Genomic DNA, 20,756 nt, shown 5'->3' with positions numbered 1-20,756 from the left:
GAGCCGCGAGGGGAAAGAATGGACGGGTGAGTGATGCCGGCGAATTCATCGACCTCTCGCTGCAGCGCGAAGCTTCCTGGCGCCGCGCTGAGCAGCTTCAGGCGCGGCTGGAAACGGAGCCGGCGGGCAGCGGCCTCCGGTTCTACGGCACGTCCGTGGGCGCCGTGCGCGGCACGGTCCGGGATGCCGGCCGCCGCTATCCCGGGTTGTCCCGCGATGAGGTCACTTTGCTGAGTTCCGAACTGTGGGGCTCCGGGCCCGGAGGCTCCGGCCGGGGGCCTGCGCCGGTTTTCGAGCGCCGGCTGGCCGCCGTGGTCCTGCTCCAGGCCAACGTGAAGCTGCTGACCAACTCCGACCTCACCCGGCTGGAGGGCTTCATCCGGCAGGCGCGGGTGCGGGACCTTGTGGATCCGCTCGCCGTCGACGTCGTCGGACCTCTGGTGGACGGACTCGATGTTCTGGCCAGGGTGCGGGCCGACAGCGTGCTGGACCGGTGGGTGCGCGAGCCCGATGCCTGGCTGCGCCGGGCCGCGCTTCTCTCGCCGTTGCTGGCGCTGCGCGCGGGCGCGGGGGACTGGGACAGGTTCGTCCGGCACGCCAACGCGGTGCTCGGCGAGCCGGGCGGGACGTTCGACGCCGACGGCACAGCGGTCCGGGATGCCGTCTCCCGGGTCCTGGCAGAGATGGCAAAGCGGAGGCCGGAGCTGCAATTCACATCCGTTGGATAATAACCCTCCGAACCTTCGCCGCCGGCCCGGCTTTGGTCCAGGCATGTAGACATTCGGACTGTCAGGCCGTCGGACCCCCCGGATCGCCCTGCCCGACGGCGCTGCCGGAATTTCCGGACTTGCCGCCGGCATTTGCCGGGACCGCGAAAGTCCTCGCCGCCCGTGACCCGGCGACGGCGCTCGCGGCTATGGTGACAAGCGCTCCCACCAGCAGGGCCGCGGCCTCGCCTGGGAGCAGGACCTGAAGCTGCGTGCCGATGCTCGCCGCAGCCACCGGTACGCCAAGCTGGGCCGCCGACAACACCCCCAGCGACAGCGGGAGTCCCAGGAAAGCCAGGTCGGCGTGCGCCAGCAGGGCCCCGGCCCCCAGCAACAGGCCGAGGGCCATCATGTCCGGGTGCCCGGCCAGGTCCTTTAGCGTCAGCGATGCACCCAGCCACACGAAGAAGAGCGGACCCAGGAAGCCGTCGCTGAGCGCGAACAGTTGCCGGGCCAGCCGCCGCGGTTCGCCGACCGCAGCCATCACCAGGCCGAAAGAAAAGCCTGCCATCATCACAGACACATTGCTCCACGTCGCGACACCGGCCAGGGTGAAGAGCACGGCCAGCTGGATCCGTAGCTCCAGGGCAAACTTGCGGCTTTCCGAGAGCCGGTGCACGCGCCGACGGATTCCCTGGCGCTCCAGCCAGCGCAAGCCGACAAAGAGCACTACCGCGCACCCGGTCACCACGAGGACACCCAGCGCCGCCTGGACTGCGTGGGGCGGATCCACCAGGAGCGGCAACGCCACAATGCAGGCCGTGTCGGCAATTGCCACCTGCGCTGTCATAGCGACGACATCTGGCCCGCCGAGGCGCAGGGAATCGACGATTGGAAGCACCAGGGCGGCCGACGAGGACGCCAGCAGCACGACGTAGAGGGGAGCATGTCCAGTCCCGAACAGCAGACCGATGCCGGTTCCGACCACCACCGCTGCCGCTGCGGCCACCATCGCCCGGCGGGAGCCTTTGCCGAGGGCGCCACGGATGTGCGGATCCCGCACGGGAACGTGGGTGCCTGCCACGAACATCATCAGCGCAAACCCGATATTGGCCAGCAGGGTGAACGTCGGGTCCGCGGGGTCCACCAGGGCCAGGCCTGAGCGCCCGATCGCGATGCCGGCCAGCAGCTCACCCAGCATGACAGGCAAGTGCCAGCGCGCCGGCAGGGCCAGCAGGGGGCCGGCCAGGGCGATGACGGCGATCAGCGCCAGGGACAGGAAGGTCATGGTTCTCGGCGGCCGGCCGGCGCCGGGCCTGACCGCCGTTCCACCACCGCGTAGGCCTTGCCGTCCAGGAAGGCCCAGTCGTTGACAACCATGTACCCGAGCGCGTCCACCCGGTCATTGAGGATGTGCTCGTCGAAACCCCCGTCACGCGGTTCCGCGTCCCAGGTGCTCACGTGGACGTCCCCGCCGTCGAGGATCAGCAGCTCGGTGTTGACGTCGAAATCCTCTTGGGGCTGAGTGCTCAACTGGCAGATGGCGACACACTGGCTGTTCATTTTCGGGCCTCCGCTTCCGGTGGTGCTGATGGCATCATCCTATGTTCGGAAACGGCGCCGCCCTATGGGCAAATTGCGGCCCGGCATCATGGCTCCGTTACCTGAATGTGACTTTCGGGTGCGGTTCGCGCTACGGTTGATGAGTGCCTGTTGTCTCCGATACGGGCGCTCCCCAGCCGATTGCCTAACTCTGCCGCGGCCCGGGGGTAACTCGCATCAACGTCCGGCAGAGACGGGGAAACCACTTTTGACCTGCTGATATGCAGGTCTTGGGGTGAAGCCGCACAGTGCCCGCAAACGACGGGCCCGGGAGTGCGGCCGGGTGCCTCCCATCCGAATCCGACAGCTCACCTCGCAGGCATTGGGAGAGGCTTCATTTTTCATGACTTCAGTCAATACTTTTGCGCGCCATGCCGCCGTCCTCGCCGCCGCATCCGGCCTGGTCCTGACCAGCGGAATGGCCGCCAACGCCGCCACCGCCCCGGTGCAGCGTGACTCTGCTCCGGCGTCGAACGTCGACGTCACCGGACAGGTCAGTGCCCCCGTCAGTGCCGATTCAAGCGTCAAGATCAGCTTCGAGCGCCCCGCAGTGGATTCTGTTGCCGCGCCGGTCATCGAACGGCCCGTCGCGCCGGCTCCGGCTCCCGCTGCAGCCCCGGCGGCGGCGCCCAAGGCTCCGGCCAAGCCCGTCATCCAGGTGCAGGCCGCTCCGGCAGCAGCTCCGGCAGCAGCGCCGGCCGCGGCGCCCGCGGGCGGACGCAACGCCATCATGCTCTCGGCCGCCTACAGCCAGGTGGGCATCACCCAGGACTGCACTGCCATGGTGGAAAAGGCCCTTGGCGCCGCGGGTAAGCCCGTTGGCGACATCGGTCCCCGCGCGTTCCTTGGCCTTGGAACCGTTGTAGCGACGCCGCAGCCCGGTGACATGGTGGTCCAGTCCGGCCACGTCGGCATCTACGCCGGCAACGGCCAGGTGGTCAGTGGCGGCATGAACGGCAAGAACCAGACCATGGTCCACCCGCTGTCCTGGCTCACCGCGACCGGCGGCGTGACGTTCGTCCGCGCCTAAGCCGCACGGCCCCGACCCGGGGCCAGACAGTCCGGAAAGACCGGCGGTCGAGTTCCCTTGGGGGCAACTCGACCGCCGGTCTTTCCTGTCTCCGCATTCGGGGGTCCGGGATCCCGATGGCATAGCTTTCCCCGGCGCAGGGTCCTCAGGGATTCCCGCTGCCCATGAGCGGAAGCGTCAACTTCATGACGGTTCCTTCGCCGCCCGTCGCGGCCACCTCGACGGTGCCCCCGGCCGCGACGGCAATCTCCCGGACCAGGGCCAGGCCGATGCCAAAGCTCCGCTGTCCCTGTGAGGTGCCGGTGCCGGCGGTCCGCACGAACCGGTCAAAGATCCGGGCCTGATCGACGCCGGTGATTCCGGTCCCGGAGTCCGCCACCGTGATCACGGCGCGCTTCTGCTCGATTGAGGTCGTGATGGACACGCGGCCGCCCGGAGGCGTGTGGGCCAGCGCGTTGTCCGCCAGGGCCAGCACGGCACGCCGCAGCGCACTCTTCTCGATCCGGGCCAGCGGCCGGGCAGCGGCATGGAATTCCAGGCGCACCTGCCGCTGCTCTGCCACCTGCTGGAGGCTGCCGGCGACGCTGGCGGCAGCGTCGGCGAGGTCGGCAGGGGGCGCGGAGCGGTCCGGGGCCTCCGCGGTTGCCGCGAGGAGCAGTTCGTTGACAATCCCTGTCAGCGTCGCGGCGTCCTCCCGGATCCGGGCCAGGTCGTGGCTTTGCCTGGAGCCGGGCACAGTGTTGCGCTGGGCCAGCTGGATCCTGGTGTCCAGGATGGTCAATGGCGTGCGCAATTCGTGGCTGGCGTCCTGGACGAAACGCCGCTCCCTTGCCAGGGCATCACTGAGGGGACGAATCGCGCTGCGCGCGCTGAGCCACCCGACGATGCCGGCCAGCAGGATCCCCGCTACCCCGGCGATGATCATGGCTTCGAGGACATCCTTGGAATCCAGGTAGGTGTAGGCCGTCCCGGCCGTCGCCGAGCCCGGCACTTCAGGATGGGCCAGTTGGTTCGTGAGGTACAGCGCCGTGGCGGCGAGCAGCCCGAGAACCATGACCGCGCACGCAGCACTGATCCGCACCGCGACCTTGAGGGAAGCCTTGCGCAGGATGGAGTGGTCCGGATTTCCGCCGGCCGGCCAGCCGTCACTCATGGGCTTCGCCGATCTGGTATCCGAGGCCGTGCACCGTGCGGATCACGGCTTTGGAGATCTTCCGGCGCAGGTGATGAACATAGGTATCGATCACGCCGGGCTGTTCCGAGGCGTGGAAGCACGCCGCGAGGAGCTCATCCCGGGTGAAGACGCGGTCCGGTTCCGCGGCAAGGGCTGCCAGCAGCTGGCCTTCCTTTGCGGTCAGTGACACCGTTTGCCCGTAGACGGAACGGACGGAGCGCTGCGTTGGATCCAGTTCCCAGTCCCCGATCGCCACCGGTGCCGGGGCCGGGGGAGTGAAAGTCCGCGTCAGTGCGCGCAGGCGTGCTGCCAGTTCGCCGGCGTCGAACGGCTTGGTCACGTAATCGTTGGCGCCGGCGTCCAGGCCCCTGACTTTTTCGTCGGCATCGCCCAACGCGGTCAGGATCAGGATGGGCGTGGCAATGCCTTTCGACCGCAAAGCCGTGATGAGGGCGATGCCGTCCATGGCGGGCAGCCCGCGGTCCACCACCATGACGTCCCAGCTCCCGGTCAGCCCCTGGTGGAGGCCGTCGCGGCCGTTGGTGACCAACTGGACCCGGTAGTCCGGGTCCAGGAGCTCGGCGATGAGCGGTCCCAGGACGGCGTCGTCCTCGACGAGCAGCAGGGACGGAAGGTCAGCGGAGGTCATGTCAGCTATTCTTCCGCGGCCATTTCCTCAGTCCGCAGTCCGGCCCCGGGTTCTTCCGCCGTGTCGCCGGCGGCTTTGTCTGCGGCTGCGCCTGCGCCGCGGGAGTTCCGGCGGCGTTTGAGGAGCTGCACCACCCCCGGCACGACGGAGACGAGCACCATGGCCACGACGATGGCGTCGATGTTCCTGGCGATGATGTCAAAATGCCCCAGCCAGGTGCCAAGCATCGTCACGGAGGCCGCCCATGCGACGGCGCCGGTGATATTCCACAGGGTGAAGGATTTGTAGTCATAGCGCGCGGTCCCGGCGGTCAGCGGAGCAAACGTCCGGACCATGGGGACGAAGCGGGCCAGCACGACGGCGGCCCCGCCGTGGCGGCGGAAGAAGTCCTCCGTGGTGGTCAGGTGCGCTGTCTTCAGGATCCGGGCGTCGTCCTTGAACCATCGCCGGCCAAGTTTCCGTCCGAGCATGTAGCCGACCTGGTCCCCGGCGACCGCGGCCGCAGTGACGACGCCGATCAGCACAGGCAACGTCAGTTGCAGCTGCTGGTGCAGAAGTCCTGCGGTGAACAACAGGGAGTCGCCGGGCAGGAAGGGAAAGAGCACGCCCGATTCGATGAAGACCATCACGGCGATCACACCCAGTGCGGCCGGGCCCAACCCGGCGAGCAGGCTTGCCGGGTCCAGCAGGGACAATGTTCCGGCGGCGTGGACGGCCGGAAGGGAGGCAAAAACGTCCAGGACGGGCATTCTCATTTCTCCTCGGCGCCCAGCGGCCGGCTGCCCGAACGGGCCCGGATCCGCGCCGCTATCCGTGGCGCGAGAAGGTTCCACAGTCCCGTGAGCAGGACCACGGCTGCGCTCGAGGCCAGGAACGACGCCGCGACATCCGTGGGGTAGTGGACGCCGATGTACAGCCGTGACCAGGCTACGACGAGGGCCATCACCGCCGCCGCGACGGCCGTGACCTTGGCCCAGCGGGTTCCACGGGCCAGGAAGTACACTGCGAATCCCAGTGCCACCGCAAAGGACACGTGGCCGCTCGGGAAGCTGTTGGAACCCGTTTCCGGGGCCAGGGGATCGAACAGCAGGGCAGGGCTGGGCCGCTGGCGGGCCACGAGGAGCTTGAAGAATTCACTTGCCACCCAGCCGGATGATGCCACGAGGCCGAAGGCAATCGCCTTGGCCAGGCCGCCGCGGAACAGCCAGATGTACAGCGCCGCGGCGCCGATCAGCGCGAGGCCCGCCACCGGGCCAAACACGACATTCAGCGCCATCGCGACGGCGGTCAGGGCGGCGGCGTGGTGCTGGCTCAGGTCCTGATCGACCCCGAGTTCGGCGGCGCTGAAGCCGGGTGTCAGCTGCGCCGCCAGGCCCAATGCCACGACGGCGGCCGACAGCAGGACGCCCAGCACTAACCAGTGGCGGACCTGGGGGAGGGCCCCCAGCCGGGGACCCGCGGCGGGGCGCACGGCGTCGGGACGGCTTGGTGCTCCACTTCGGCCGAGTGCTCCAGCACCGCCCAGCGGCGCATCGCTCTTAACAGGGGCAGGTCCAGTCATGGGTTCCTCCGGCTCGGGACAAGGCGCCCGGACAGGCGACGACTCCCACTCTTCCGCCAGCCCGTTAAGAAACGCTTAAGAAAGTGACGCAGCACCGGACGCAGCGGGGTGCCGCAAGCCCGGCTGCTCCGTGCCGGCTACGCGGCGTAGCGCAATAGCGCCACCCCGTTGCCGAAGGCGCGCGTCTCCAGCAGCCGGAGCCGGGCTTTGCTGTCCGCAGCCTTGAACAGGGGCCGGCCCCGTCCGATCAGGACCGGATGGACGTACAGCCAGTATTCGTCGATCAGCCCGAGCCGCCGGAAGGTGTCGGCCAGTTCTGCCCCGCCGAGGGCCAGGTCCCCGCCCGGCTGCTCTTTCAGGGCCAGCACTTCTTCCGGCACCACCTCCCGGACCACGGTGGTGTTCCAGGCCGCAGATGTCAGCGTCCGGGAATACACGATCTTGGGCATGTGCCGCCAAATCCGGGCGAACTCGGCCGTCACTGCGCCGGCGGCCGGGTCCCGGTCCGCGGTGGGCCAGAACCCTTCCATCAGCTCGTACGTGACGCGGCCGTCGAGGAAGGCACCCATGGTGCTGAGCTGCTGGTTGAAATGGCGGTGCAGCTCGTCGTCGACCATGTGCCAGCTGATGTCCCGGTCCGGGCCCTCGAAGAATCCGTCGAGGGACACCTGCATGGCCAGGATGATTTTGCGCATCGCCGCTCCTTACGTTTTCACCAGCGTACGCCGCTGCTTCGGATGGCAGACCCACTTTTTCCCGGAGCCGTGCCCTTGCGCGGGAAGCCGCCAGGGGGAAGAATGCTGGAAGTCTATGGCCCCACCGCGGTCAGTCACCTTCGGGGAAGAATGATGCCTGCGAACGATTCGAACAACAGCACGGGGCCGGTCCCGAAGCCGGCGCCGCGCCACTACCGCTCCGGCGGGCACCGGGTCAACGACGGTTCCCGGCCCGGTCCGCGGTCCCTCGCCCGGCGTGAGGGGAGGGCCCGGCGACAGTATCTGACGGCGGCCGCCGTCGCACTGGCCCTTGTGGCTGCCGGCGTCTATGCAGGCGTCCAGGCGGCGCTACCCGTTGACTCGCCGGCCGCTGCAGCGACGCCGACGGCGCCGGTCACGGATGCCGGCCGGACCGTTCCGCCGGCATCTGACCTGCCCGCAACTGCTTCGCCCGCGGCCGGCGCCGTCTCGGCGGCCGCGGGGAAGCCCGCTGAGGTCCCCGCCGTGCCTGCCGTCGCGGTCCCGGCCATTGACCCGGAACTGGACAGCCAGATCAACGGGATCATCGCGGCCAACAGTGCCTATGCCCTGGGGGTGTCCTTGATCGATGTCTCCGACGGCGTGGTCCACGGCTACGGGATCCAGGACAAGTTTGTTGCCGCCAGCACGGCAAAAATTCTGGCCGCGTCGGCGTATTACCACCTCGTTGAGACCGGCCGCGCCTCGCTGACCGCCCCCATGGGCAACTCGACGGCCGGCACCCAGATCCGCCGGATGGTCCAGCAGAGCAACAACGACTCGTGGGCGCTGATCCTGCGGGCGGTCGGCGCGCGGGGCATCACGGATTACGCCGCCTCGATCGGGATATCCTACGACCGCACGGTCAACCTGCTGACGCCCGCAGAAATGGCCAGGACCCTCCAGTTGCTCTACACGGGACAGCTGCTCGATGCCCGCAACACCGCCCAGCTCTTGTCCTATATGCAGAACACCAACTTTGAGACACTGATCCCGCCGGCGGTTCCGCCCGGGGTAGGGGTTCACCACAAGTATGGGCTGCTGTTCGGAAACCTGCATGACGCGGCCGTCCTGGACAAGGACGGCCGGGCCTTCGTGTTCGTCGTGTACACCCGCGGCAGGAATTACTCCGATATGGGCCCCCGCACCCAGATCATTCAGCAGCTCACCCGGACCGTGACCGCCGCCCTGTTCTGATGTTTGAGGTTCTGAGGCCGGCCGCTGTTAGACGGACACCGGCCCGGCGGCAGCGCGTTCCTTCTCCCTGGTCTTCCTGGACTTGGCGAACCGGAGATAGAGCGAGGGCACGATGAACAGATTGAGCAGGGTGGAGGTGACCAGGCCGCCCAGGATAACCACGGCCATGGGGTGTTCAATTTCATGGCCCGGGATGTTGCCCATGACAACCAGGGGTACCAGTGCAAGCCCGGTGGCCAGGGTGGTCATGAGGATGGGCGAGAGCCGCTCCGCCGCCCCGCGCATCACCAGGTCCCGGCCGAAAGTTTGGCCTTCATAGGTTTCCAGATGCTGGCAGTGGTTGATCAGCAGGATGCCGTTGCGTGCGGCGATCCCCATCACCGTGAGGAAGCCAACGAGGGACCCGAGGGACAGGACGCCGCCGGTCATGTAGGCGGCAATGACCCCGCCCACCAGGGCGACCGGCAGCGTCAGCAGCGACAGGACGGCCAGCCGCCAGCTGCGGAAGGACGCCTGCAGCAGCAGGAGGATCAGGACAAGTGCCGCCGCGGAGTAGATCATCAAGCGGTTGGTTGCCGCCTCGCGTTCGGTGTATTCGCCGAGCAGCTGCACGCTGTAGCCGGTGGGGAGCTCCAGGCTCTCCAGCCGTGATTTCAACTCACCGACCACTGTTCCCATGTCCGCTCCGTTGGCCAGGAAGGATCCCACCTCGACGCGGCGGGATCCGTTGGTGCGGTCGATCTGGTTCGGCGTCGCCTGCAGGCTGACGTCCGCGACGTCGGCGAGGCGAACCCGCGCTCCGCTGGGCGTATCGATGGGCAGATCCTCGATGCTGGTGACGGAGGAGCGGGTGGCCGGGGTGCTCCAGACCTGGACGTCGTAGGCCCGGCCGTCCCGGAAGACGTCGCCGACCTCCTCGCCTGCCACGAGTGTCGCGGCCGCGCGCCGGACATCGCCCGGTTTGAGGCCGTACTTCTGCGCCGCGGCCAGGTCAACCGTCACGGCAATCTGGGGGACCTCCACCTCGAGGGATACATGCGGGTCCTCGGTGCCCTCGATCGAGTCCATGACGGTCTTGACCCGTTGCGCCTGTTCCCGGAGCACATTGAGGTCGTCTCCGTAGACCCGGACCAGGATGGGTTCGCTGGCGCCGGTGATGACCTCCTCAATCCGCTCCTTCAGATAAGTCTGGACGTCACGGTGCAGCCCCGGGTAGCCGCTGACCACTTCCTCCACGGCGGCCACCGTCGCGTCGTAGTCGGCGTGGCGGTCGATGCTGATCCAGTGTTCGCCGGCATTGACACCGACGATCTCGTCCGCGGCGAATGCCTGCCCGATGTGCGTGCCGCAGTTCAGGACGCCTGGAACCTTGAGGAATTCCTCACAGCCGCGCTGGGAAATCCTGAATTCTTCGGCAGCAGACGTTCCCGGTTCGGAGATCCAGTGCATCAGGAAGTCCCGTTCCTTGAACGTGGGGAACAGGGAAGAACCCATCAGGGGAGCGAGGACCAGGCCCACCACCGCCAGCACGCCAAAGCCCGCGTAGCCGAACCGGGGCCGGTTCATGGCCTTGGACAGGGCGGCGTGGTAGCCGCGTTTGAGCACACGGACCAGCGGCGCATCGCGTTCTTCGAGTTTGGCGTTGCCCAGCAGAATCAGGGCAAGAGCCGGCGTCACTGTCAGCGCCACGAACATCGAGGCCAGGACAGCCAGGGTGTAGGAGACGGCCAGCGGCCGGAAGAAGACGCCGGTCAGACCGTCCAGGAAGAAGATCGGTACGGCGGCGACCACAATGATCAGGGTCGCGTAAACGATCGGGCTACGCATCTCCAGGGAGGCTTTCAAGACCACCGATGCCGCAGATTCGTCGCTGCCCCGGGCGCGTCGCTGCCGCAGGCGGCGCATGATGTTCTCGACGTCGATGATCGCGTCATCGACCACGACGCCCACCGCAATGACCAGCCCCGCAAGGACCATCGTGTTGATGGAGCTGGACGTGAAGTAAAGCACCAGTGCGGCTGTAAGCAGGGACAACGGAATGGCGATGATGCTGATCAGGGCCGTGCGCCACTGGAAGAGGAACGCGACGAGGATCATGACCACCAGGAGGCAGCCCAGCAGCAGCGCGATGCTGAGGTTGGAGATCGCCTCCTCGACGAAGCTGGCGGGCCGGAAGATCGTGGTGTCGATGTTGATACCGCTCAGGCCCGGCTGCAGCTCGTGGAGGGCCTCCTCCACGCCTTTGGTCACGTCCAGTGTGTTGCCCCAGGGCAGCTTCTCGACGATCAGCATGAGCCCGTGACCGTTGTTGATCACTGCGTCACCAATCAGCGGCTGATGGTCCTCGACAACCTGGGCAACGTCGCCCAGGTGCAGTGCCACGCCGTCCTTTTCCCGGATCGTCACCTGGGCCAGATCCGCGGGCGTCTGGATCGGCTGGACGTGGCGGATGCCCATCCTCTGGGTCGGACTGTCAATGAAGCCGCCGGTGCCGATGAAGCGTCCCGGCGAATACTTCAGCAGCCCGGCGTCGAGGGCGCCGGCGGTGACTTCCATGACCTGGTTGAGGGAGACGTTCTGGGCCTTGAGCTTGTCAGGCTCCACCTGGACCTGCAGCATCTGGAGCCGCTCGCCCCAGATGGCCACGTTGGCCACCCCGGGGACCCGCAGCAGACGGGCCCGGATGGTCCAGTAGGACAGCATCGACATTTCGATGAGCGAATGTTCCGACGACGTCATCCCGATCTTCATCACGCGGCTGGTCGCGGACAGCGGCTGCAGCATCACCGGCGGGGCCGCCCACGTCGGCAGCGCCGCAGTCACCGACGCCATCCGTTCCGAGACGAGCTGACGGGCGTTGAGCAGGTCCGTGCCCTGATGGAAGAGCAGCACGATCGAGGACAGCTGGGGCACGGACTTGGACCGTATCTCGTCCAGGCCCGGCATGCCGCTCACGGCGGCCTCGATCGGCACACTGACGAGCTCTTCGACTTCCTGGGCGGTCAACCCGAGGCATGCGGTCTGGATTTCGACGCGCGGCGGGGCGAATTCCGGGAAGACATCCACGGATGCGGCGCCCAACTGCAGGGAACCGAGCAGCATCACGGCGCACGCGAGGGCGACCACAACCGTCTTGAAACGGAGGCTGATCCCGATGAGCCAGCGCATGTCACTCGGCCGTATCGAATTCGGTCCCGAGAAGTTCCTCGGCACCTGTCGTAACGACGACGGTCCCTGCCGGCGGCCCGTCCGTCAGGACGGCAACGTCGCCGTTGATGCGCTGGACCGTGATCGCTTGGCGGACATAGACCCGGGGCTCAGGGTTGGTGTAGACCCACGCCTTGCCCGAGCTGTCGTACAGGATGGCCCCGTAGGGGGCAGTGAGCTTCCCGGTCTTGGGATCCACTGCAATCACCGCCGTCGCAATCCCAACCCTTTCCACGGCGTGGTCGGTGAGGGTGAGCCGGTGAAGATCCGTGCCCGGGACTTCGGCGATCGCCGCCGGTTCGCCTTCGGACGGTGCGGCCTCCGGTGCCTGGGCGCAACCTGTAGCGGAGAGCGCCGTGAACGCCGTCACGATCAGCGCAGTCAGGAAAACCGCGACCTTGTTGCCCCGCGGCGAAGGTGTGGAGTTCATGACGGATCCCGGCTTTCAGTTGGTGCAGCGGTGCCCTGGCCGGCCGGCGCGCCGGGTGCCTGCTGCGGCTCGAACCGAAGCAGCACAGCGGGCACGACAAACAGGGTGAAGAAGGAAGTTGTCAGCAGGCCGCCCCAGATGATCACGGCAAGCGGCAGGATAATTTCCGCTCCGACGACGCCGCCCAGCAGGACCAGGGGCAACGGCACCAGCGCCGTAATCACGGTGGACATCAGGACGGGTCCCAGCCTCTCCCTGCTTCCGCGGACCACCAGCGCGGGCCAGGGCGCTTCAGCATCGGTTGCCCGCAGGTCCCGTACGTGGCTTGCCAGCAGGAGGGCGCCGCGGACGGCGATACCCAGGACTGCGGCGAAGGCGACCAGGGCGACCAGGGCGTTGACGCCCCCGGTGGCCTGGGCAGCCAGCACGCCGCCGGACAGTGCCAGGATCAGGCCCAGGAAGAGCTGGGCGGCGAGCCGCCAACTCCCCGTCGCCGTTTGCAGCAGCACCAGGATGCCGGCTGCGGCGACCGCCGCGAGCAGCCAGAGCCACTGGTAATTGCTTTGCTGCTGGGCGTACTGGGTGAGGATCTCGGCGTGGTAGGACATCGGGAACTGCATCTGCTGCAGGGCCGCGTTGATGTCACGCTGGATGTCGCCCAGCGGGCGACCCTGGATGTCAGCCTTCACGTCAATGCGGCGCGAGGTGTCATCGTGCAGGATCACGGACTCGTTCCCGACCATGGTCACCTGTGCGACGTCGCCGAGGCGGGCGTGCCCGCCGTTGGGGGTGTCGATGATCAGGTTGCGGACGCTGTCCAGGCTGCTGCGGGTGGCCGCGGCGCCCTTGACGATGACCGAGAAGACTTTCTGCTCTTCGTACAGGTTGCCGACTTCAATGCCCTGCAGGAGGGCGGCTGCCGCGCGCCGGACGTCGCCGGGGACGACGCCGGCCTTTTGGGCCGCGGCGAGGTTCACCTTGACTTCGGCGATGGGCTGTTCGGCGGGCAGGTCGACGTGGGGATTAGCGACCCCGGCCGTGTGCTCCAGGATTGTTTGGACCTCCGCCGCCTTCTGCCGCAGGATTGCCGGGTCGAGTCCGAAGACCCTGACGGCAAAGCCGCTGTCGGCTTCTTCCCGGATCTGATCGATGCGTTCCTGCGGATAGGTGGAGACCTTGCTGGTCAGGCCCGCATACCCGGCGATCACGCGGTCGACGGCGGCGGCCGTGTCGGAGTAGGACGCGTCGGGGGCCACGGTCACCCACAGCTCGCCGGAGCTGACGTCGCCGACCTGATCGGAGGTGATTGCGCGCCCGATGTGTCCGCCAACGTTGGCCACGCCCGGCAACGTGCGCAGTTCGTCGGCTGCCGCCTCGGTGATCCGGCTCATTTCCTGGTCCGAGGTTCCGGCGATCGCGCTCCAGTGCACCACCAGGGTCTTGTCCGCCAGGACGGGCACCACGGGATGGGTCCCGGCCAGCTGCGGTGCGAGTGCCAGCCCGGCGAGCGCCACAACGGCGGCGGCGGCGAACACCCACCGGGTTTTCCCTGCCAGACGCTTCACATAGCCGCCGTAGGCGCCTTCAAGCCGCCTGAGGGACCGCCTCTCCGGGGCCTTGGAACCCGCGGGGAGGACGAACGCGAGGGCGGCCGTGACGGTGAGGGCGACGATCATCGAGACAAGCAGGGCGATCAGGTAGCTCTGCACCAAGGGTCCGAACAGGGCGCCGTTCTCACCCGGGATGAACAGTGCGGGCGTGAGGGCCAAAGCCATGATCAGCAGTGAGTAGAGCATTGGCGTACGGGCTGCCCGCAGGGCGCCCGGGATCACCGAATCACGTGGCTGCCCATCCTGTGCCGGCGTGGACTCCGTCCCGCCGTCGGCCGTTTCGCGGCGGGACCTGGCCTCGGCCCTTCGTGCCCGGGCGATGCCGCTGAGGTCTTCCGCGACATCTCCGACGATGACCGCCAGTGCCAGCACCAGGCCGGCCATGACCATGGTGTTCATCCCGGTGCCGCGCCAGTCGAGCACCAGCGCCGCCGAGGTCAGCGACACCGGGATGGTGATCAGGCTGATCAAGGCGGTACGCCAGGAGCGGAAGAAGGCCCCAAAAAGGGCGACAATGAGCAGCAGCGTCACGAGCAGGGCGGCGCCGAGCGTCCCTATTTCCTCGTCGATAAAGGACGCCTGCCGGTAGACGCTGGTATCTATCGCGACCCCGGGCAGCCCGGGCTGGAGTGCGTGCAGGGCCTCGTCAACGCCCCGGGTCACGTCCATCGTGTTGGTCTCCGGGAACTTCTCGATCACCAGCAACAACTCGGCTTCCTTGCTCAGCAGGGCATCGCCGATCAGCGGCTGGTGGTCTGTTGACACCGTGGCCACGTCTTTGAGCAGGAGATTGCCTGACGCACCCTGGACGGGGACCTGGCCCAGATCCTCCGGCGTGGTGATCGGCAGGACATGCTGGACACCGATCCGCTGGTGTCCCGTCTCGAAGAAGCCGCCGGTGCCGGGTGTGGACGCCTCCAGGTAGCTCAGCGGCGAGACCCACACAGAGTTGCCGGTCGTCTTGATGATTTCATCCAGCGTGACGCCCTTGGCTTCGAGCTGCGCCGGGTCCACCAGGACTTGGAGCTGCTGGTCGCGCTGGCCCCAGATCGCCACGTTGGCGACGCCTGGCACGGCCAGGAGCCCGGGTTTCATGGTCCAGCGGGCCAGGACGGACATGTCGATGGCCGACATGTCCTTGGAGGTCAGCCGGATCATCATGACCCGGCTGGTCGAGGACAGCGGTTGCATCAGCACGGGCGCCGCCGAAACGTTGGGCAGTGCGCGTGCCTGGGTCAGCCGTTCCGAGACCAGCTGGCGTGCGCGGAGGAGGTCGGTCCCCGGCTTGAAAACCATCTGGATCGAGGACAGGCCAGGGACGGATTTGGACCTGATGGCCTCCACCCAGGCGACGCCGTTCAGCAGGTCGGCTTCCATGGGTGAGGTGATGAGCTGCTCAACCTCGGCGGCCGACAGTCCCAGGGCTTCGGTCTGGATCTCCACCTGGGGCGGGGCAAATTCCGGGAAGGCGTCCACGGACATGCTCGGCAGGCTGGTGAGCCCGAAGGCCAGGATTCCCGCGGCTGCTGCCAGGACCAGGAGCCTGAACTGCAGCGTCCAGCGCACAATTGCCCGCATCATGGCCGGCACCCCGCACGCCCTGCAGGAGTGTGCACGTCAAGGTCGTTGAAGCGTCGGCGTCGTCGGCAGCCCGGGCCGTCGGGATGGGCGGAGGGACGGAGCGGGTCGTGGAGCGGTCCTGCCGCGAAACCGATCACCGGGAAAAGGATGCTGACTGCTTTTCCTGCTTGGCCAACTGCACATTTACGGTTCACGGCGCGGCTCCTCAACCTCAGGCCATAGCGCCCCCCAGCCGATAAGAGCCATAATGATCTTCGGGCACACAGGCGTCAATAGGGATACAGGTGATCGCCATGAAGGCAACCGCAGGGGACCGCATCATCATCCGGGGGACGACGGTCGAGTCCACGGACCGGCACGGTCTGATCCTTGAAGTGAAGGGTGCCGACGGTGCGCCGCCGTACCTGGTCCGGTTCGACGACGGCCACGAGACGATCATGTTCCCCGGTGGAGATTTCGCCGTCGAAAAGGCCGCGAGCGGACCCTAAGTCCGTTAGCGCGCCCTAGAAACTCGACGAACTTCCGGACCCGGAAAAGCTTCCGCCGCTGGACCCGTACCCGGTGGGGCCGCCGCCGCGCGCGCTGCTGACGCTGCTGACGCCGCTGCTGAAGCCGGTGTTGAAGCTCGGGACCGAGAAGAAGTAGTAGGACGGGTACACCGTTCCGAGGATGCTCGGCTCGTACGTGCGGCCGTATCTTGCCTTCGTTCCCGCCTGCGCGCTGTCCATTTCCTCGCGCATGAGCCCGGCTTCCTTCTCATTGCGGGCAAAGGCCTGGATCAGGGTGTCGGCGTGATTTTTCAACAGCTCCGAGAGGTGGGTCCGGGCGTCACGCAACCGGTCCAGCGCCGTTTCGGGTGTGATGGAGCCGTCCGCCAGTTCCGTCGACCAACGCTCCATGTCACGCCGGCTTTCATCGCGGAAGGACCGCAGTGCCACCGCCGTCGCTGAGGTTCCCTCGGCGCGGCGCTGGCTGAGCAGGTCTTCCACGCCGTCCAGATCGTTGCGGAACGGCGCGAGCTGGCGGTCCCAGGCGGCAGGCCAGGACGAGCCCCGGTTGAGCAGGGCATTGGTATCGGCGATCACGTCGTCCAGGGCATCGAGTTCGGCCGCGGCATCGGCGTAACGCCGGACCAGTTTGAGGTTGGGCCGCCGGCTCAGGTCCCGGCTGCCAAGGGCGTGTACCTGGTTGGAAAGTTCGGTGGCCGTACCGTAGCGGTTCACGAACGTGCGGTGTTTTTCCAGCACCGTGCTCCCGTACCGGGAGGACTCGGGAATGGTGCTGGCGTTGAGCTCGGTCACCTGCAGGTCCATGCTGACATTGGCGTAGCTGGCGTCGCCCCGGGCCAGTTCCTTCCGGCTGGAGACCCGGGTCCGCCACCGCACGATCAGCCAGGCCGCGGCTGCGCAGACCGCGGCGGCCACCGCCGCCCAGGCTGTGACGAGGAAGGCTGTGGAACGGTACCACGGCTGATTGATGAGTTCGGCGCCGCGGCGGATCCCGGCAATGGTGCCCTCGGTCCACTGCGCATCGCGAAGCAGCTCTTTGGCGGCGTTCTGGATGTCCTCGCGCTGTTCGGGCGAGACCTTCCGGTCCTCACCCATGTACGTCCCCACATGCCGGCCCACCGGATCCAGGGCGAAGATGAACAGTCCGTCTGCCCACTTCTGCCCGTCAGCACTGATCCATTCGGGATGTTCGGTGCGGGCGAACCGCAGGACTTCTTCGTTCAGATTGTCGGCGGCAGTGCCGTTATAGGTGTACACCGCAACTTTGGTGGGCTCATAAAAGTCGGTGGCCTGTACCGCCGGCAACAGCGTCCGCTGGTCCAACACCCCGGCGCGGTCTTCAATGACGACGGCGGTCGGCGTCGTGGCGAGCGCGGCCGGGGCACCGCCGAGAAGGCCGGCCATCAGCACAACAGCAGCGGCGAGGGCTTTGCGCATGATTCCCATTTTCCGAGCGTAGTGGCTGGCTTCGGCTGCGTCGACGCGGACGCCGCGGAAAGGGGACGAAAGACATCGTGACCGTGCGCTGGTCCGGCGTCCATACTTCCGCCATGAGGCCGCCGCCTGAAGGACTGCCGGAGGATCCCGTCCACCACCGAGCGGCCGGAATCCGCGGACGTGAGGGTGCTCATCACTGTGTCCGAGCCGGACGGCCCCAACGGCGGCGCCGAATACCAGGTGGAGGACGCGTTCGACCTCGTTCGGGCGGGCAACGGCTGGCTGATCGACACCGTGCCCTGGCCGCTGGCAGTGTGCACCGGCGAGGCGAAGCAATGAGCGCCCAGCTCCCCGGCCGGCCACAACAACAGAGAAATCAGGGATGCACCATGGCTGGCACGCGTCCGGTTGGGCCGGTCACCGCCTAGGATTGCCGCATGTCTACTTATGAAGTTACCCGCAGCGCAGTCATTCCAGCCCCGGCGCAGGACATCTTTCCGCTGGTCAACAGCTTCCACGAATGGACCAAATGGTCCCCTTGGGAGGCCGTTGATCCGGCCATGGAACGGAGCTACTCCGGCAGCAACTCCGGCGTCGGTGCCAAGTACACCTGGAGCGGAAACCGCAAGGCCGGCTCCGGCACCATGGAAATCGTGGACACGGCCGAGCCGCGCAACATCAAGATCCGTCTGGAATTCACCAAGCCCTTCAAAGCGGTCAACCCCACCACCTTCACGTTCACGCCCTCCGGTGACGGCACTCAGGTCACCTGGACGATGACCGGAGAGAACAAGGGCATCGGCAAAGTGTTCGCCCTGTTCATGAACATGGACAAAATGGTCGGCGCCGACTTCGAAAAGGGCCTGGCCTCGCTGGCCGGCGCCGTGAAACAGCGACAGGCCTGAGCGGCGACGCCGCCGGGCCGGCCCGGCGGCTCGTCATTCCCGGCACGTTGGCCGGTGCATTGCTGCCGTTCAGGTCTGCCCGGTGGTCCGGACCAATTCCGGGTGATGAATCCGGGCGACCTCGGGGTGGGCCCGCAGCCAGCCCTTGAGCACGTTTGCGCCGTAGGACGCGAGCATCGGATTGTCCGGATCATCGGTGACCCCCCGGGACCGGGCCGCGAGTGCGGGAGGCAGGGGCACTGGCTCAATGACGGCGTCAAGCCGGGGCGAGAAGAAGAAAGGGACCGTGTAGCGGTCGACGCCGGCCGGGGGCGCCTCGACGCGATGGATGGTGGCAGCCAGGTAACCCTGGGTCGCGACTTCGAGCATTTCGCCCAGATTAATGACCAGGGCCCCCGGAATGGGTTCGACCGGAATCCAGCTGTCCGTGCCCGGCGGCAGTACCTGCAGGCCGCCGACCTGGTCCTGGAGCAACAAGGTGACGAAGCCGTAGTCCGCGTGCGCGCCGACACCCTGCGGACCGGCATCAGCGACGACGCCGCCGACGTAGTGGACCAACTTGGCCATCCACGCCGGTGAGTCCCGGAAGGGTTCATCGAAGTATCCTTCGGGCAGTTCCAGCGACACGGCGATGGCGCTGAGCAATTCGGCCCCGACGCCGGACATCCGTTCCGCCCAGGCCATGCACACGGTGCGCAGCTCGGGCAGCGCCCGGTCCGGCAGCAGGTTCGGCCCTTGGACCAGCCAGTACGGCTGATCCGGCGGGTAGTCCCCGACGGCGGGGCGCTCCGGTCCAAAATCCAGCTGCTCCCGCGCGTCGGGCCGCCCCTGGGTGATTTCGTGGCCCAGCCGCGTGTAACCCCGGAAATGGGGCGAGAGCCGGTTGTCCAGTTCCAGCCGTGATTCAAGCGGAAGCTCGAAGAAGCGCCGCGTGACGTCGAAGAGCTCATTCACCACGGCGTCAGAGGCTCCGTAACCGGTCAGCTGGAAGAAGCCCACCCGGTGCGTGGCGTCGCGCAGTGCATCGATAAACGCCGGGTCAAACGTGCCGTCCCGCCCCCTGGCAGTACTCAGGTCGAGGAGCGGAATGGAATCCGATGGTGCGCCCATGAGTGCAAACTACCACCACGGCTTTCACTACTGAACTCATTCCCAGCAACTGTGCAGGGTCCTCGCGGGTTTTCTTGACCGCAGTGTGAAAGAGTGCAGACACTGAAGCCGCCAAGGCCACGCTGACAGGTCAATCAGAAAGCCGGAATCCATGAACCGGACTGCCACGAAAAATCATCGACGAATCGCCGCGCGGCTGCTTGTTGCAGCAGTCCTGGTGGCCTCGGCGGCGGCGTGCGAGCCGGGGCCGCCGGGCGGCAATCCGGGTCCCACTGCCGGGGGCACCGCCACCACGGGGGCGGCGCCGAAGCCCGGGCACGTGTTCGTCATCAATCTCGAGAACAAGGGCTACAACAAGGTGTGGGGCGCAGGCTCGGAGGCCCCCTATCTGTCGCAGACGCTCCGCAGCCAGGGCGTCCTGCTTTCCAAATACTACGGGATCGCCCACAATTCGAACCCGAACTACCTGGCCCAGATCTCCGGTCAGCCGTCCAATGCCATGACGAGGGAGGACTGCCCCACCTACGCCGCGTTTGAGCTGACGGGGACGGGCGCGCTCGGCCTGGCGGAGGGCGCCGGCTGCGTCTATCCGGCCTCGGTCCCCACGGTCGCCGGGCAGCTCAGTGCCGCAGGCAAGACCTGGAAGGGCTACATGGAAGACATGGGCACCCCGTGCCGTCATCCCGAACTCGGCGGGCAGGACACGAGCCAGGGCGCCAAGGTGGGTGACCAGTACGCAACGCGGCACAACCCGTTCGTGTATTTCCAGGCCATCACCTCGTCACCGGACTGCCAGAGCAACGTGGTGGACTTCAGCGAACTCCGCGGTGACCTCCAGTCCGTAGCCACCACCCCCAACCTGTCCTACATCTCACCCAACCTTTGCAATGACGGCCACGACAACCCCTGCGTCGACGGCAGCGCAGGCGGACTGGCCACCGCCGACACTTGGCTGAGCCAGCAGGTCCCGGCCATCCTGGACTCCCCGGCTTTCCGGCAGGACGGGATGCTGGTGATCACCTTCGACGAGTCCGAGGGCAAGACAGTTGGGCCCTCAGGGCTGCTGCCCGGAGGGACGGCCGGCGGCAGGATTGGTGCACTGGTCCTCTCGCCGCTCACCAAGGGCGGCACGACGTCGGACCGGCCGTACAACCACTTCAGCCTCCTGGCCAGCATCGAAGACGCCTTCTCGCTCCCGCGCCTCGGATACGCCGGGGCGCCGGGCCTGGACAGTTTCGGCGGGGACGTCTTCAATGCGGGGTCCTAGCGCGTCACCGATCTCCTAGCGGCAGCGCCGGCGGTCAGCACCGACC

19 protein-coding genes and 1 riboswitch are annotated in these 20,756 nt (G+C 67.2%); of the genes, 7 read left to right on the top strand and 12 right to left on the bottom strand.

Annotated features, from left to right (window positions below):
- Window positions 1–26 precede the first annotated feature (26 nt).
- The gene (locus tag AC1DZV_RS07785) at window positions 27–728 is read left to right on the top strand and encodes a DNA alkylation repair protein (RefSeq protein WP_476953379.1); all 702 of its coding nucleotides are present in this window, start codon (window positions 27–29) and stop codon (window positions 726–728) included.
- Between the two features lie 61 nt (window positions 729–789).
- Here the strand turns inward: AC1DZV_RS07785 and AC1DZV_RS07780 are convergent, their stop codons facing one another.
- A complete protein-coding gene (locus AC1DZV_RS07780) occupies window positions 790–1,995 on the bottom strand; it encodes a cation:proton antiporter (protein WP_028276162.1) in 1,206 nt (401 codons plus the stop codon).
- On the bottom strand, window positions 1,992–2,270 hold the full coding sequence (locus AC1DZV_RS07775) for a hypothetical protein (RefSeq protein WP_079554306.1): 279 nt from the start codon (window positions 2,268–2,270) through the stop codon (window positions 1,992–1,994). Before AC1DZV_RS07775 ends, AC1DZV_RS07780 begins: the two co-directional genes overlap by 4 nt.
- A gap of 171 nt (window positions 2,271–2,441) precedes the next feature.
- A riboswitch (cyclic di-AMP (ydaO/yuaA leader) is annotated at window positions 2,442–2,645 on the top strand.
- Window positions 2,646–2,652: 7 nt separating this feature from the next.
- On the opposite strand from AC1DZV_RS07775, the gene AC1DZV_RS07770 reads away from it, so the two are divergent.
- Window positions 2,653–3,339, top strand: a complete 687-nt coding sequence (locus AC1DZV_RS07770; RefSeq protein ID WP_476953378.1) for a hypothetical protein — start codon at window positions 2,653–2,655, stop codon at window positions 3,337–3,339.
- A 145-nt stretch (window positions 3,340–3,484) separates the two neighbouring features.
- Here the strand turns inward: AC1DZV_RS07770 and AC1DZV_RS07765 are convergent, their stop codons facing one another.
- From AC1DZV_RS07765 to AC1DZV_RS07745, 5 genes are all read right to left on the bottom strand, one after another.
- The gene (locus tag AC1DZV_RS07765) at window positions 3,485–4,492 is read right to left on the bottom strand and encodes a sensor histidine kinase (protein ID WP_476949343.1); all 1,008 of its coding nucleotides are present in this window, start codon (window positions 4,490–4,492) and stop codon (window positions 3,485–3,487) included.
- Window positions 4,485–5,162: a response regulator transcription factor gene (locus AC1DZV_RS07760; protein ID WP_243177304.1), complete on the bottom strand. Its 678-nt coding sequence runs from the start codon at window positions 5,160–5,162 to the stop codon at window positions 4,485–4,487. The genes AC1DZV_RS07765 and AC1DZV_RS07760 overlap by 8 nt, the downstream gene beginning before the upstream one ends.
- A 5-nt stretch (window positions 5,163–5,167) precedes the next feature.
- Window positions 5,168–5,911, bottom strand: coding sequence for a DedA family protein (locus AC1DZV_RS07755; RefSeq protein WP_476953412.1), 744 nt, complete (start codon window positions 5,909–5,911; stop codon window positions 5,168–5,170).
- A gap of 2 nt (window positions 5,912–5,913) precedes the next feature.
- Complete coding sequence (locus AC1DZV_RS07750) at window positions 5,914–6,723, bottom strand: phosphatase PAP2 family protein (RefSeq protein WP_476953377.1); 810 nt, start codon at window positions 6,721–6,723, stop codon at window positions 5,914–5,916.
- Between the two features lie 137 nt (window positions 6,724–6,860).
- On the bottom strand, window positions 6,861–7,418 hold the full coding sequence (locus AC1DZV_RS07745; RefSeq protein ID WP_476953376.1) for a dihydrofolate reductase family protein: 558 nt from the start codon (window positions 7,416–7,418) through the stop codon (window positions 6,861–6,863).
- Window positions 7,419–7,568: 150 nt separating this feature from the next.
- On the opposite strand from AC1DZV_RS07745, the gene AC1DZV_RS07740 reads away from it, so the two are divergent.
- Window positions 7,569–8,654, top strand: coding sequence for a serine hydrolase (locus tag AC1DZV_RS07740; protein WP_476953375.1), 1,086 nt, complete (start codon window positions 7,569–7,571; stop codon window positions 8,652–8,654).
- Between the two features lie 27 nt (window positions 8,655–8,681).
- Here AC1DZV_RS07740 and AC1DZV_RS07735 read toward each other — a convergent pair whose 3' ends face one another.
- The 3 genes from AC1DZV_RS07735 to AC1DZV_RS07725 are packed head-to-tail and all read right to left on the bottom strand — an operon-like array spanning window position 8,682 to window position 15,482.
- Window positions 8,682–11,822 (bottom strand): efflux RND transporter permease subunit, encoded by a 3,141-nt coding sequence (locus AC1DZV_RS07735; protein ID WP_476953374.1) that lies wholly within the window; start codon window positions 11,820–11,822, stop codon window positions 8,682–8,684.
- A gap of 1 nt (window position 11,823) precedes the next feature.
- On the bottom strand, window positions 11,824–12,291 hold the full coding sequence (locus AC1DZV_RS07730; RefSeq protein ID WP_476953373.1) for a hypothetical protein: 468 nt from the start codon (window positions 12,289–12,291) through the stop codon (window positions 11,824–11,826).
- On the bottom strand, window positions 12,288–15,482 hold the full coding sequence (locus tag AC1DZV_RS07725) for an efflux RND transporter permease subunit (protein WP_476953372.1): 3,195 nt from the start codon (window positions 15,480–15,482) through the stop codon (window positions 12,288–12,290). The genes AC1DZV_RS07730 and AC1DZV_RS07725 overlap by 4 nt, the downstream gene beginning before the upstream one ends.
- A 293-nt stretch (window positions 15,483–15,775) precedes the next feature.
- Between AC1DZV_RS07725 and AC1DZV_RS07720 the strand changes: the two genes are divergently transcribed.
- On the top strand, window positions 15,776–15,970 hold the full coding sequence (locus AC1DZV_RS07720; RefSeq protein WP_043435423.1) for a DUF1918 domain-containing protein: 195 nt from the start codon (window positions 15,776–15,778) through the stop codon (window positions 15,968–15,970).
- Window positions 15,971–15,985: 15 nt separating this feature from the next.
- On the opposite strand, the gene AC1DZV_RS07715 is transcribed toward AC1DZV_RS07720, so the two are convergent.
- Window positions 15,986–17,437, bottom strand: coding sequence for a DUF5129 domain-containing protein (locus AC1DZV_RS07715; protein WP_476953371.1), 1,452 nt, complete (start codon window positions 17,435–17,437; stop codon window positions 15,986–15,988).
- Window positions 17,438–17,614: 177 nt separating this feature from the next.
- Here AC1DZV_RS07715 and AC1DZV_RS07710 point away from each other — a divergent pair, with 177 nt between their 5' ends.
- Window positions 17,615–17,767 (top strand): hypothetical protein, encoded by a 153-nt coding sequence (locus AC1DZV_RS07710; RefSeq protein WP_476953370.1) that lies wholly within the window; start codon window positions 17,615–17,617, stop codon window positions 17,765–17,767.
- Window positions 17,768–17,865: 98 nt separating this feature from the next.
- Window positions 17,866–18,333 carry an SRPBCC family protein gene (locus AC1DZV_RS07705; RefSeq protein ID WP_476953369.1) on the top strand — a complete coding sequence of 156 codons (468 nt, stop codon included), beginning with the start codon at window positions 17,866–17,868 and terminating at the stop codon, window positions 18,331–18,333.
- Window positions 18,334–18,402: 69 nt separating this feature from the next.
- On the opposite strand, the gene AC1DZV_RS07700 is transcribed toward AC1DZV_RS07705, so the two are convergent.
- The gene (locus AC1DZV_RS07700) at window positions 18,403–19,443 is read right to left on the bottom strand and encodes an isopenicillin N synthase family dioxygenase (protein WP_476953368.1); all 1,041 of its coding nucleotides are present in this window, start codon (window positions 19,441–19,443) and stop codon (window positions 18,403–18,405) included.
- Window positions 19,444–19,594: 151 nt separating this feature from the next.
- Between AC1DZV_RS07700 and AC1DZV_RS07695 the strand changes: the two genes are divergently transcribed.
- Window positions 19,595–20,710, top strand: coding sequence for an alkaline phosphatase family protein (locus AC1DZV_RS07695; protein WP_476949355.1), 1,116 nt, complete (start codon window positions 19,595–19,597; stop codon window positions 20,708–20,710).
- Window positions 20,711–20,756: the final 46 nt, after the last annotated feature.

It is taken from the genome of Arthrobacter sp. P1_D12, assembly GCF_056406175.1.
This window is presented reverse-complemented; position numbering and strand designations above follow the sequence as displayed.